This window comes from Tautonia sociabilis (genome assembly GCF_003977685.1).
Taxonomy (GTDB): domain Bacteria; phylum Planctomycetota; class Planctomycetia; order Isosphaerales; family Isosphaeraceae; genus Tautonia; species Tautonia sociabilis.
Window position 1 is genome coordinate 1 of the sequence record NZ_RYZH01000089.1, and the last position, 12,365, is coordinate 12,365.

Below are 12,365 nucleotides of genomic sequence, written 5' to 3' on the forward strand. Positions count from 1 at the left end.
CCGCTGCCCCTACCAGGTCCTGGGCCTGGTGCTGCCGACCGCCGACTTCTGGGAGCTGCTGCAGGCCGACCCCGCCGCATTGACGCAACAACTGTCAACCCAACAGGATGGCGGATGAGACAGTGCCGGCCGTCACTGCCGCTCCCCACCCGTAACGACGGGCAGGGATTGCGGAAAGCCGGGGCGGCGCGGCGGCGGTTGGGACGCCTTGACCCGAGTTGACAGGCTCTCGGGGGTTCGGGTATATCCCTGGCCCAATCGGCCCATCGGCGAGGCCAGCCCGAGCGGACTCGGGCGCCACCGGCCGGGCTGACGGCGCCCGGGGCCGCCGAGCGATCGGCGGCCCGAGGAGGCGCCGGCATCGTGCAGGGACGCGGCCGCGGGGGGACGGACACGGGCTAGGGACGGCTCGGTCCCCCCGCCCCCCCGATGCGATCGGGGAGGGAGGCCGCCGGGCGGCCCGGGCCCCGGGCGACCGATCACGACGGCCCCGAGCGTCTCCCTTCGCCCCGGTCCCCGAGGCGTCCCCGGGCCGAGACTCGCCCGCACCGCATCGCCACGGAAGGGGAGCTCCCCATGCGGCTCGCCATGACCAGGATCGTCGCGCCGCCCCGCGCGCCCCACCGCCGGTACGTCCGCCAGCGGGCCGAGCCGGCGCCGGCGATCGCGCCCGCTCCCCGGCCGACCGGTCTTTATCCTGGCGAGCCGGAGACGTGCCGCCGCAGCCTCCGGCGCTTCACGCCGGTTTTGCTGCTGATGGGCCTGCTGGTGGCCGTGGCCGAGGTGTACAACCTCGAAGGCCGCGGGTTCCGCCTGCTGCTGGGCCTCGCCGCGGCGGCGCTGCCGGTGCACTATCTGCTGCCCTTCCGCTGGAAGAAGCCGTTCTTCGTGGCCGCCTCGGTGGCCGGGCTGGCGCTGGTCTTCGGCGGCCGGACGGCGGGGATCGTGCTGCCGGCGGCCCTGGGGCTGATCGGCCTGAGCGTGGCGCCGCTGCCGTGGCGGGTCCGGGTGCTGGGCGTGCTCGGCGTGGGGGCGGCGCTGGGCCTGGTGCGGGCCGGGGCGGTCGAGCTGTCCGGTCTGCCGTCGCCGGTCCTGCCCATCCTGGGCACTATGTTCATGTTTCGGCTCATCATCTTCCTGTATGAGTTGAAGCATGCCGAGCGGCCCGAGCCGGCGGCCGACGTGCTCAGCTACTTCTTCCTGCTGCCGAACTACTGCTTCCTGCACTTCCCGGTCGTCGACTACCGGACGATGCAGCGCGGCTACTTCTCGGCCGAGGTGCACGCCGTGCAGCGGGACGGCCTGCGGATGATGCTCCGGGGGTTCATCCACCTGCTGCTCTACCGCCTGGTGTACCACGAGCTGCTGATTTCGCCGGAGCAGGTGGCCGGCCCGGCGGGCCTGGCGCGGTTCCTGGTCTGCAATTATTTGCTGTATCTGCACGTGTCGGGACAGTTCCACGTCGCGTGCGGGATGCTTCACCTGTTCGGCTTCAAGCTGCCTGAGACGCACCACCACTATCTGCTGGCGACGGGCTTCACCGACTACTGGCGGCGGATCAACATCTACTGGAAGGATTTTATGGTCCGCGTCTTCTTCAACCCGGTCGCCTTTCGGCTGAAGCGACGGCCGCAGTGGCAGGCGCTGGCGGCGGCGACGGCGGTGGTGTTCGTCGCCACCTGGTTCCTGCACGCCTACCAGTCGTTCTGGCTGAGCGGGGAGTGGCACTTCAGCGTGCCCGACGCGCTGTTCTGGGGAGTGCTCGGGGCGCTCGTGCTGGTCAACGTCCAGCGCGACGCTCGGCGGTCCCGAGGCCGACGGCCGAGGACGGCCTCGGCGCCGACGACTTCGGGAGCCGTCCGGGCCGGGGTGGTGCGGGCGGCGAAGGTCCTGGGCACGTTCGCGACGATCACGCTGCTCTGGTCGCTCTGGACCAGTCCAAGCCTCGACTCCTGGCTGGCGATGCTCCGCCGGGGGCTGGGGTCGCCGTGACCCCGCCCCCCTCTCCGATTTTTCCCCCGACCGCCGAGCCCGACGGCACCATGACCGCACCGCGAACTCTCACGCCGCAGCTCGCCCTGTCCGCCGCCCTGCTCGCCTGGGGGCTGGCCCCGCAGGCGGTGCGCCCCCGGGCGGCCGACGCCCTGTGGCGCGAGGGCCCCAGCCGAGCCGACCTGGATCGGATGGAGGTCGGCTACTATGAACAGCTGCTCGACGCCGGCCGCCGGCTCGACCAGGAGGCGGTTCCTCCTCCCCCGCCGCCGTTCAAGGACGGCCCGCTGGCGCTGGGGGTGGGGGACCTGCGCGAGTGCGTCCTCCTGCCCGGCGTCCGCACGACGTTCCAGGGCGCCCGATGGTCGACCAACGCGCTGGGCCTGCGGGACCGCGATTGCTCGGCGGAGCGGCCGGACGGGACGTACCGGATCGCTCTGATCGGCGACTCGATCGGCGTGGGCTGGGGGGTGAACGACGGCGAGGGATTCGAGCCCAGGCTGGAGCGGGCGCTGGACGCGAGATCCGTCTCGGCCGGAGGGCCGAGGGTGGAGATCCTCAACCTTTGTGTTCCCGGCTACGCGCCGGGCCAGCGCCGGGAGCACCTGGAGCGGCTGGGGTGGTCGCTGGGGCCGGACCTGGTGCTGGTGCAGGCGACGGCGGCGGACGTGGGCTGGGATGAGCGTCGGCTCCGAGCGCTGCTGCCGGAGGGGATCGGCTGGGATTCGCCGATGTACCAGGGCGCGATCGAATCGGCCGGGCTGAGGCCCGGGGACGGGCCGGATCGGATCCGGGACGGGCTGAAGCCGAGGCGCCTGGACCTTCTGGACGGCGTGTATCGGACGCTCGTCTCGGATGCGAGGGCCCGGGGGGTGCCGATCGGCTGGGTGCTGCTGCCGAGGGTGGGCCGGGAGCTGGGGCCGTCGGAGCGTTCCCGGCTCGTCTCGCTGGCGGCCGGGGCGGGGTTCGACCCGGTGATTGACCTGTCCGACGCCTTCGACGGACTCGACGAGGCGGGGCTTGCCGTCGGGCCGAACGACTACCACCCGAACGCTGACGGGCACGCGATCCTCGCCCGTCGGCTGGAGGCCGCGCTGGCCGATCGGCCGGGCGTGCCCTGGACCGAACCGAGCGTCGCCAGCCGGCCGGGGGCGGCCGGGGGAGCCAGTCGCCGATGAACCGGAACGCGTCGACCCGAGCCCGAGTCTCGCTGCTGCCGGCCCTGCTCGCCTCGGGGGCGATGCTCGCCGCCGGGCTGGTGGACTGGCCCGCCGGCCGGGCAAGGACCGCGATGCAGGCGCTCCGCTCCGCCGAGCCCAACCGGGCCGACCGCGAGGCCAACGCCGGCGGCTATTACGAGGGGCTCATCAACCGCGGCGACCCCGAGGACCGCGCCTCCGACGAGGTGGCCCTCCGGCTGCTTGGCGCCCCTGACCGCTGGATCAGCTTCCACGACATGGGGGCGACCCACTACCTGCCCGACTCGTTCCTACAATTCCAGCTCTTCCCCAACGTCCAGCAGCCGGTGCTCGACCACGTCTTCACCACCAACTCCCTCGGCCTGAGAGACCGCGAGGGGTATGCCCCGAGCAAGCCGGAGGGGACGTTCCGGATCGTCCTGCTCGGTTCGTCGATCGACATGGGCTGGGGAGTGGACGTGGACGCCACCTACGAGAACTGGCTGGAGGACTGGCTCAACGCCAGGGCCGAGAAGATCGGCCTCGACCGCCGCTTCGAGGTGATCAACTTCGCCATGGCCGCCTATGGCCCGGCCCAGCGGCTGGAGCGCTTCCGCACGCTCGCCGCCGGGTTCGATCCGGACCTGGTGCTCTACTCGGGGACGATGCTCGATGCGCGGCTCTCGGAGATCCACCTCTGCGACCTGATCCGGTATCGGGCCGACCCGTCGTACGACTTCGTCCGCTCGGTGATCGCCGCGGCGAAGCTGACCGACTTGGAGACGGAGCTCGACCCCGAGGGGCACCTCCGGCGCCGGGCTCGGCTGAAGGCGAAGCTCTCGCCGTTCCTGTGGGTCCTCTGCGACGGCGCCGTCGGCGAGCTGGCGGACGAGTGCCGGTCGGCCGGGGTGCCGCTGGTTTACCTCGTCATCCCGAGGGCCGGGCTCTCGGACGCCCCCGGCACCCGGGACGAGGGGGTGGCCCGGCACGCCGAGATCGCCCGGCGGCACGGGATCCCGCTGCTCGACCTGACCGCCGCCTTCGACGAGGACGACGCCAACGCCCTCGCCCTGGCCCCCTGGGACGACCACCCCAACGCCGAGGGGCATCGGCTGATCTTCTACGCCCTGGCCCGGGCGCTGATCGCCGACGACGAGCTCTCCCGGATGCTCTTCGGCGCCGAGGGGGGCGGCCGGGTGCGGCCTCCAGGGGCGGAGGTCGGCCGGACCAGGGGGTGATCGGCAGGCGGTCTGCCGATTGGGCGGAGCCTGGAGGACCGAGAACAGCCGATTGGGCGGAGCCTGGAGGACTGACGACAGCGCCAACCCTCGGGATTCCGGGCCGAGGATCCCCGATCCTGGACTGGTGACGAGAACCTTCGCAATCGACGCTCCGGAATCCGGGGCCAGGACCACCGGCCTCCGGCGAGGAACCACCCCGCTCGGAACCACTTCGCTTGGCGCCCGAGCCCAAGACAATTCCCGTCGCGTTCTACTCCCATCGCTGCCCGTCAACGGATTGACGATCATGCAACCCAGAACGACCCAGCCGCCTCGCATTGCCTCCGAACGATCCTTCCCGGCCGGGGCCGACCTCGATCGCCTGAGGCCGGACCGCAGGGCCGACTCGGGGCCGCCGGCGCCTCGGCCGAGCCCGACGACGCCGAGGGAGGTGATCCACCTGGCGCAACTGCTCGAACGAGCGGTGATGAAGTGGCCCAACCGCACGGCGGTCGAGGGGGAAGACGGCCGGACGCTCTCCTACGCGGAGCTGGACCAGGCGGCCGACCGGCTCGACGCGAGGCTCGCCAGGTACGGCATCGGCCGGGGGGACCGGGTCGGGCTGTTGCTGCCGAAGTCTCCGGAGGCGGTGGCGGCGATCCACGGCATCCTCCGGTCGGGGGCGGCCTACGTGCCGGTCGACCCGACCGCTCCGCCGGCCCGAGGGGCGGCGATCCTGGCGGACGCCTTCGTCAAGGCGGTCGTCGTGGAGGCGGGCCTGGTGCCGGCCCTGGTCGGAGCGTGGCCGGGCCCGGGCCCCTTGCCGAGGCTGATCGTCGTGGGGGAGGGAGACGACGGCTCGGGGGCCTCCTGGGACGAGGTGATGGCCGACGGGGCGCCGACGCCGGACCCGAGCCCCCGACGAGACGACGACGTGGCGTACATCCTCTACACGTCGGGCTCGACCGGGACGCCCAAGGGCGTGACCCTGACGCACCGCAACGCGCTCTGCTTCCTGGACTGGTGCGTCTCGGCCTTCGGCGCCGAGCCGGGCCGGAGGTTCGCCTCGCACGCTCCCTTCCACTTCGACCTGTCGGTCTTCGACCTCTACGCCTCTTGCCGGTCGGGGGGCACGCTGGTGCTCATCGGCGAGGCGCTGGGGAAGGACCCGATCCGGCTGGGAGACTTCCTGGCCGGCCGTCGGATCGACGTCTGGTACTCGGCCCCCTCGATCCTCGCCCTGCTGGCCGATCACGGCCGGCTCGACCGCGAGGGGCTCTCCCCGCCGAGGCTGGTGCTCTTCGCCGGAGAGGTCTTCCCGATCCGGCCGCTGCGCCGGCTGCGATCGATCTGGCCCCATGCGACGTTCTGGAACCTGTACGGCCCGACCGAGACGAACGTCTGCACCGCGTACCGGATTCCGGAGACGATTGATCCGGACCGAGACGAGCCGTTCCCGATTGGCTACGTCTGCTCTCCGCTGCGGGCGAGGGTCGTGGACGAGCAGGGGGACGACGTGCCGGAGGGGGACCGGGGCGAGCTGCTCATCGCCGGCCCCCGGGTCATGCGCGGCTACTTCGGCAGGGACGACCTGACCGAAGCGGCGTTCATCGAGGCTCCGGACGGCACCCTCTGGTACCGGACGGGCGACCTCGTGTCGGACCTCGGCGGCGGCTGCTTCTCCTATCACGGGCGCCGAGACCGCATGGTGAAGCGCCGGGGGTACCGGATCGAGCTGGGAGAGATCGAGGCGGCGCTGGCTCGGGCCGAGGGGGTCGGGAGGGCCGCCGTGGTGGCGACGTCGACGGAGGAGGGGGTGCGGATCACCGCCTTCGTGGCGATGGAGGCCGGCCGCAAGGGCTCGATCATCGCCCTGAAGCGGCACTGCGCCAGCACCTTGCCCGTCTCCATGGTGCCCGACGCCATCCGGTTCCTGCCCTCCTTGCCGAGCACCTCGACGGACAAGCTCGATTACCGCCGCCTCCAGGAGATCGCCGAGGGCGAGACCCCCGGAACCGGAACCGGAGCCGGAGCCGGTTCCGAGGCGGCCTGATCCCCGCTTGGGAGTCCCGCTCCCGCCTCCCCCGCCCTCTCCCCTCCGGGCCGGGAGCCCGCGGCCGGCGCCCGAGCGCGGGGACGGAGGAGGAGCGCTCGCGGTCGCGATCGATCGCGACAGGGAGCGGCGACGGGAGCCCCGGGCGGCACGGGGAGCCGAGGGATCGGGATCCGCCGATGGGGAAGACCGGGAGGGGCCGATTGTGGCGGTCGCCGGGGTCGTGTCGACGTCACGGTTTGCCCAGGCGGACGGCCTTCCGGGATCGCGACGATCGATAGATTGTGTCGTCGTAAATCCTTACAGGAAAAGGAGCAAGACGTTCAAGGGGGCGTCGGGGGATGACGATACATCAGGTGGCTCGCCAAGGTCACGCCGCGGCGAGGACTCGGGAGCATCAAGATCCAGAGGGGTGCCCTCCGATCGGTCGGGCCGGAAGGCCCCGGACGCCGGGAACGTCCGCCGGGGTGGGGCGCCAGTCACTCGAATCGCGACGGGACCGGTCGGCCGACCGAACGGGCCGGCTCCCGATCGGACCGCAATACAGAGGAGTACGACCTCCCATGTCGAAGCGCCTGACGATGAGCGTCTCCCTGGCGTTCGCCCTCGCCATGTCGAGCGGCGTCGCCCTCGCCGGCGGCCACGGCGGTGCCTTGCCGGCCCCTCAGGGCCTGGCCCCCAGCCCCCAGGGCGTGATGGCCGCTCCCCAGGGCTACGTCGAGTACGCCGAGCCCTGCCCCCCGAAGCACTGCGGCTTCAAGCTGCCGGAGATCTGCCTGCCGAAGCTGCACATGCCCAAGATCTGCATGCCGAAGATCTGCCTGCCGAAGATCGAGTGCGCCCCCAAGTGCTACGAGTACGAGTGGGTGCTGAAGAAGAAGCGCTGCGGCGGCGGCCTGCTGGGCGCCTGCCACAAGCACGATGAGTGCGGCTACGGCGAGGTCTACGCGACCGAGCAGTACGCCAGCCCCCAGGCCGCTCCGGCCTATCCCACCGGCCAGGTCTACGGCGCCGGCCAGATGACCGCCCCCGGCACCATGGAGCCGGCCCCGGCCGTCGAGACCGACGAGGCCCCCGAGGCCCCGGTCGTCCCCAGCGCCTACGGGCGGCTCGGCTCCTCGCTGTTCGGCACCACCCGCTGAGCTGAGCAGCCTCCGATTGGCGGGCGGCCGGCCCGGGCTCTCGGCTCTTGCCAGGTCCCAGGACGGTCGGGCATGATGCACACCCCCTGATCCCCCACCACACGGGGCGGTCCGCCGAGAGGCGGCCCGCCCCGCCCGCGTTTGCGCCCCTCGGCTCGGCTCGGTTCGGGGAGCGGCTCCAGGCTCGCCCGGCTCGCTGGAGGGGGAGGCCCCCGCCGCTGGGAGCAATGCGATCGACCTGGGGGGGGCCGGCCGCGGTTGACAGAATCGGGAGATTGGCGGATAACCCGCCTGCTCGGGAGCAGGGCCCTCGGCCCGGTCGGACTGGGGCGGGAGGCCCCGGCGATCGGCCGTCGCCGGGGGGTGCCGGTGGATCGGGTCGCGGGCCGCGGCCGTCCCGGGCGATCGCTCGAGGGGGCAGGGCGAGCATGCGGAGCGACCAGCTCGAATCCGGCGGATCCAGGCCACCCTCGGCGATCGGGGGCGGTCGGCTGATCGATCGGCTTGGCCCGGTCGGCCGGTGGATCCGGGGCCGTCGGGCCGCCCCGTGGCGCGTGGCGGCGCTGGCGGTGGCGGCGAGCCTGGCCGCCGCAGGCTCAGTGGCCGTCTTCTCGCCGCAGTCGGATCGGGTCGAGTGGCTCGACGGCGGGAGGCAATTCGCCCCCGACGAGGTCGAGGCCATGGCCTCGGCGCTGGCGATCAAGGGGATCGCCGCAAGGGCCGACGACTGGGGCCGGATCGGCGTCGAGCCGGCCCGGCTGGCCGAGGCGCAGAAGGTGCTGGAGCAGCAAGGGCTGGGGCGGAAGCCGCTGATCCAGGAGCTGGACGACCCGGATCGGCCGTCGCTGCTGGACGACTCGGCCAGCCGGGCCGATGTCTTCCTCCGGGCCGAGGCGAGGAAGGTGGAGCGAGCGCTCGACGGCGTGCCGGGGATCGGCTCGGCGGTGGTCGTGCTCAAACCGAAGCCCGGGCGCCCGGCCTTCGCCTTCGCCAAGCCGGAGGTGGCCGGCGCGGGGGTCCGCCTGCGGGCCGAGCCGGGCCGGACCATCTCGCCGATGACGGTCGAGCGCGTGCTCAACGTGGTGACAACCTTCACGCAACTCGACCCCGAGGCCGTCACCATCATCGATGCCCAGGGAGATGCGCTGCTCCGGGCCGGCGACCGAGGCCACGCCCTCAGCATGCGGGCCGAGGCCCGCGCCCGGGCCTGGGAGGCGGCCATCGCGGAGGAGCTCTCCCGGGTCGTCGACGGCGCCCGGGTGGAGGTCCGGCTGGAGGGGCCCCCGATCGGCGATCGGGGGGCCGAGGCCCCGGAGGCCGGCTCGGCCGCCGTCTCCCAGGGGGTCGTCGCGGTGGTGCCGAACGGGCCGATGTCGCTGGATCGTCCCCCGGCCGCCGCCCGGGGAGCCGGGACCGTCGAGCCAGGGGCCGGCTCCAGTTCGGGGCCGGGACCGGGATCGGGGGAAGACGCGATTCCCGGGCGGGCGAACGTGCTGGTGGAGGTTCCCGCGTCGTACTACCTGGCTCGGCACGAGGCCTTCGCCGACGGAGAGGAGCCGGGGAGGGAGATCCTCGACCGGTTCGTCGCGTTCACCGAGGAATATGTTCGCTCGATCGTCGCCCACGTGATTCCCGAGGAATCCCTGGGCCGGCTCCAGGTGCTGATGCTCCCGCTGTCGAACGACGAGGCGGGACTGGCGGAAGAGCGGGGGCCGGCCGGTCGTCGGGGCTGGGCCGGGCCGTGGTGGGCGCCGGCGGCGGTTGTCGGCGGAGGGGCGGCGCTGGCGCTGCTGGCCGCGGCCGGCGGGTGGCTGCCGGGGTTCCGCCCCGCTCCCCGGGCGCCGGCCGAGCCGGGGGCCCCTCGCCCTCACCTGATGCCCTCGCTCCGGGACGACGACACGCCCGGGCCGGCCGACCGCGTCCGGGAACTCGTCCGCCGCGACCCGTCGGCCGCGGCCGCCGTGCTGCGCCGTTGGGTCGATCAGGGAGTGGACGCATGAGCAAGGAATTGCGTCGCGATCCCGCCGAAACCGTCTCCCCCACCCCCGGTCCCGGGCCGGGGCCCGCCCCCGTCTCGGCCGCGATCGCGCCGATCCGGAAGGCGGCGATCCTCGTCGTCAGCCTGGAGCAGCCGCTGGCCTCGAAGCTCCTGGCCGAGCTCGACCGAGGAGCGGTGGAGGCGGTGACGCTGGAGATCGCCCGCCTGGAGCGGATCGATCCGGCCGAGCAGCGCCGGGTGCTCAATGAGTTCTTCGACCTGGGCATCCGTCGGCTCTGGTTCTCCTTCGACGACCTGGACAAGCTTGACGCCCGAGACCTCCGCGCCGCCTACCACGACGAGGATGCTCCGCTCTGGGCCCTGGCCCTGGCCGGGGCCGCCCGGCCGATTCGGGAGGCGGTGCTCGGCGCCCTGCCCGGCGAGTCGGCCGCCGCGCTCCGCGCCGCGATGGAGGGGCTCGGCCCCTTCCGCCTCGACGACGCCGAGTCCGCCCAGGCCGAGCTGGCCGAGCACCTCCGCCGCCTGCATGACCGAGGCCTGATCACCCTCCCCGAGCCGGCGGGGAGGGAGGCGATTCTGGTCTGAGCCGGCTCGTCGAGGGGGAGGGCCGCGGCGGGACAGCGGGGAGAGCGGTGTCGGGGACCGAGGGGATCGGCAGGGAGGCCGGGGGATGGCGAGCGGCCTGGACGGGACGATCAGCCTGGTGGCGACGGCGGTGCTGGCGGCGCTGGGGGTCGCGGTGCTGGCGGCGGGCCGGCTGAGGCCGGGATCGGGAGGCGGGATGCTGCGGGTCGTCGGTCGGGCGCAACTGACCGGCAAGCACGCGGTCTACCTGCTCCGGGCCGGCGACCGGACGCTGATCCTCGGGATCGGCCCCCAGGGGCCGCCGACCCTGCTGGGAGAGCTGGATGCTGCGGGAGAGCCGGCCGGGTTCCCGCCCGGGGGCGGGGACGCGGCGGGGAAGCCGCCGGGAGGAATCGCGTGAAGCGATCAGGATGCGTCTATGCCGTCCGGCTCGTCGCGATCGCCCTCGGGGTCGCGGTCGCGCCGGGGGGGCTCGGGCTCGGGGCCGGCCGCCTCTGGGCGGCGGGGGACGGGCCCGCTCTCGGGGCGATCTCGGGAGGGGCGCGGGAGGGACCGTCGCTGATGGGCCTGGACCCGTCGCTGTTCGAGGTGGGGACGATCGACGAGGCGGTCTCTCCCGCGTCGACCCGGCCGATCCCCGACGAGGGCGTCGGCCCGACTCCCACCGCTCGGGAGGAGCTGGAGCGGGCCGCCCGGACGGTGGGGCTGTTCGCGGCGGTGTCGCTGGCGCCGGTGGCGGTGCTCATGGCGACCGCGTTCGTGAGGATCAACGTCGTGCTGCTGCTGCTCCGCCAGGCGATCGGCAGCCCTCAGGTGCCGGGGAACCAGGTGGTCACGGTGCTGTCGCTGCTGCTGACGGCCCTGGTGATGGCGCCGGCCGCGGAGTCCGTCTACCGAGACGCGATTCGGCCCTATGCCGACGGCGAGTTGCCGGCGGAGGAGGCGTGGCGGATCGGGTCGGGTCCGATCAAGGCATTCATGGTCGATCAGATCGAGCGCACCGGACACCGCCACTACCTCGAGGCGCTCGAGGCCCGGATCCGGCCGGCGGACGGGGAGGAGACGCCGGGATTGGCCGAGGGGACCGCCCCCGGCTCGCTCCCGATGCGGGCGGTGGCGCCGGCGTTCCTGATCAGCGAGCTGACCACGGCGCTGTGGATCGGCTTCCTGATCTACCTGCCGTTCCTGGTGATCGACCTGGTCGTGTCGGCCGTGCTGGCGGCCACGGGGCTGATCATGCTGCCGCCGACCCAGGTGGCGATGCCGCTGAAGCTGGCCGTGTTCGTGCTGGCCGACGGCTGGTGGCTGGTGGCCGACGCCCTGCTGCGGACTTTCGCCCTCGGCTCCCCCGGGGCCGGCTGATCGATCGTCCGATCTCGAACTTCGATCCCGCAGGAGGCGGTCGATGGACGACGCGGTGCTTGTGGGAGCGGCCCGGGAAGCCGCCCGAGTGGCCCTGCTGCTGGCGGCCGGGCCGATGGGGGCGGCGCTGGTGGTCGGTGTGCTCGCGGCGCTGGGGCAGGCCATGACCCAGATGAACGAGCCGACCGTGGGGCTCGTCGCCCGGCTGGGCGCCGTGGCGGTGGTGTCGGTGCTGCTGCTCCCCTGGTTGCTCTCCAGGTGGTTGGAGTTCGCCTCGGGGATGCTGGGAGGGTTCCCGGAGCTGATCGGGTGAGGGAGGGAGAATCGCTGATCGTGGAAGCCTGATCCGGGGGGCGGAGGCGATCGACTCCGGCGGCGGGGCCGATCGGAAAACCAGGGGGAGACGCGCTGCCGGCCCCCCCGATCTTCGACTCATCGGCCCTTCCAGAATCCCGAGACCCGCCAGCGGCCGTCGGTTGTTTTTTTGTCATCATGTTCTTGTTTGACGTCAGTGATCCCGACGGGAACGACGCACCATGCCCGAACCCTTCGGCGAACTTCTCGGCGGGCCGGCGGCCTTCGCGATCATCCTGGCGAGGGCGGGGGGGCTGGTGTGGGCGCTGGCCTGGCTGGTGGGGGCGGGGGCGGGGATGAGGGGGAGGATGGCGGCGGCGGGGCTGATCGCGGTGGCGGTGGCCCCGGTGGTGGCGGACGGGCTCGATGTGCCGGCCGACGCGCTCGAGCTGGGGGGGAGGGTGGTGGTCGAGGCGCTCTCGGGGGCGGCCCTGGGGATGGCGGCGGGGCTGATCGCGGCGGCGGCTCGGCTGGCGGGGG

The 12,365-nt window shown here is 73.2% G+C and carries 11 protein-coding genes; 10 read left to right on the forward strand and 1 reads right to left on the reverse strand.

Annotated features, from left to right (window positions below; translation table 11 throughout):
* The first annotated feature begins 576 nt into the window (after positions 1–576).
* The 4 genes from TsocGM_RS24815 to TsocGM_RS24830 all read left to right on the forward strand — a co-directional run bounded on the left by TsocGM_RS24815 (position 577) and on the right by TsocGM_RS24830 (position 6,443).
* The gene (locus tag TsocGM_RS24815) at positions 577–1,992 is read left to right on the forward strand and encodes a hypothetical protein (protein ID WP_126728158.1); all 1,416 of its coding nucleotides are present in this window, start codon (positions 577–579) and stop codon (positions 1,990–1,992) included.
* 50 nt (positions 1,993–2,042) lie between these two features.
* Entirely contained in the window at positions 2,043–3,170 is a 1,128-nt protein-coding gene (locus tag TsocGM_RS24820) for an SGNH/GDSL hydrolase family protein (protein ID WP_126728159.1), read from the forward strand.
* Complete coding sequence (locus TsocGM_RS24825; RefSeq protein WP_126728160.1) at positions 3,167–4,408, forward strand: SGNH/GDSL hydrolase family protein; 1,242 nt, start codon at positions 3,167–3,169, stop codon at positions 4,406–4,408. Before TsocGM_RS24820 ends, TsocGM_RS24825 begins: the two co-directional genes overlap by 4 nt.
* Before the next feature lie 289 nt (positions 4,409–4,697).
* Positions 4,698–6,443, forward strand: a complete 1,746-nt coding sequence (locus TsocGM_RS24830; protein WP_233579181.1) for an amino acid adenylation domain-containing protein — start codon at positions 4,698–4,700, stop codon at positions 6,441–6,443.
* A gap of 479 nt (positions 6,444–6,922) precedes the next feature.
* On the opposite strand, the gene TsocGM_RS28055 is transcribed toward TsocGM_RS24830, so the two are convergent.
* Entirely contained in the window at positions 6,923–8,053 is a 1,131-nt protein-coding gene (locus TsocGM_RS28055) for a pentapeptide repeat-containing protein (RefSeq protein WP_391733070.1), read from the reverse strand.
* On the opposite strand from TsocGM_RS28055, the gene TsocGM_RS24840 reads away from it, so the two are divergent.
* The 6 genes from TsocGM_RS24840 to TsocGM_RS24865 all read left to right on the forward strand — a co-directional run.
* Positions 8,014–9,585, forward strand: coding sequence for a hypothetical protein (locus TsocGM_RS24840; RefSeq protein ID WP_158633757.1), 1,572 nt, complete (start codon positions 8,014–8,016; stop codon positions 9,583–9,585). The two genes, TsocGM_RS28055 and TsocGM_RS24840, sit on opposite strands and share 40 nt — an antisense overlap.
* Positions 9,582–10,169, forward strand: a complete 588-nt coding sequence (locus TsocGM_RS24845) for a FliG C-terminal domain-containing protein (protein WP_126728162.1) — start codon at positions 9,582–9,584, stop codon at positions 10,167–10,169. Before TsocGM_RS24840 ends, TsocGM_RS24845 begins: the two co-directional genes overlap by 4 nt.
* A gap of 85 nt (positions 10,170–10,254) precedes the next feature.
* Positions 10,255–10,569 carry a flagellar biosynthetic protein FliO gene (locus TsocGM_RS24850; RefSeq protein ID WP_126728163.1) on the forward strand — a complete coding sequence of 105 codons (315 nt, stop codon included), beginning with the start codon at positions 10,255–10,257 and terminating at the stop codon, positions 10,567–10,569.
* The gene (locus tag TsocGM_RS24855) at positions 10,566–11,531 is read left to right on the forward strand and encodes a flagellar type III secretion system pore protein FliP (RefSeq protein WP_233579183.1); all 966 of its coding nucleotides are present in this window, start codon (positions 10,566–10,568) and stop codon (positions 11,529–11,531) included. The genes TsocGM_RS24850 and TsocGM_RS24855 overlap by 4 nt, the downstream gene beginning before the upstream one ends.
* Positions 11,532–11,574: 43 nt before the next feature.
* A complete protein-coding gene (locus TsocGM_RS24860) occupies positions 11,575–11,844 on the forward strand; it encodes a flagellar biosynthetic protein FliQ (RefSeq protein WP_126728164.1) in 270 nt (89 codons plus the stop codon).
* 223 nt (positions 11,845–12,067) lie between these two features.
* Positions 12,068–12,365: hypothetical protein (locus TsocGM_RS24865; protein WP_199756904.1), on the forward strand; the 298-nt coding region annotated here is incomplete at its 3' end.

Bases quoted from the DNA above. Each gene is read 5' to 3' on its own strand.
- TsocGM_RS24815 (WP_126728158.1), top strand. From the start codon at position 577: ATGCGGCTCGCCATGACCAGGATCGTCGCGCCGCCCCGCGCGCCCCAC.
- TsocGM_RS24820 (WP_126728159.1), top strand. From the start codon at position 2,043: ATGACCGCACCGCGAACTCTCACGCCGCAGCTCGCCCTGTCCGCCGCC.
- TsocGM_RS24825 (WP_126728160.1), top strand. From the start codon at position 3,167: ATGAACCGGAACGCGTCGACCCGAGCCCGAGTCTCGCTGCTGCCGGCC.
- TsocGM_RS24830 (WP_233579181.1), top strand. From the start codon at position 4,698: ATGCAACCCAGAACGACCCAGCCGCCTCGCATTGCCTCCGAACGATCC.
- TsocGM_RS24840 (WP_158633757.1), top strand. From the start codon at position 8,014: ATGCGGAGCGACCAGCTCGAATCCGGCGGATCCAGGCCACCCTCGGCG.
- TsocGM_RS24845 (WP_126728162.1), top strand. From the start codon at position 9,582: ATGAGCAAGGAATTGCGTCGCGATCCCGCCGAAACCGTCTCCCCCACC.
- TsocGM_RS24850 (WP_126728163.1), top strand. From the start codon at position 10,255: ATGGCGAGCGGCCTGGACGGGACGATCAGCCTGGTGGCGACGGCGGTG.
- TsocGM_RS24860 (WP_126728164.1), top strand. From the start codon at position 11,575: ATGGACGACGCGGTGCTTGTGGGAGCGGCCCGGGAAGCCGCCCGAGTG.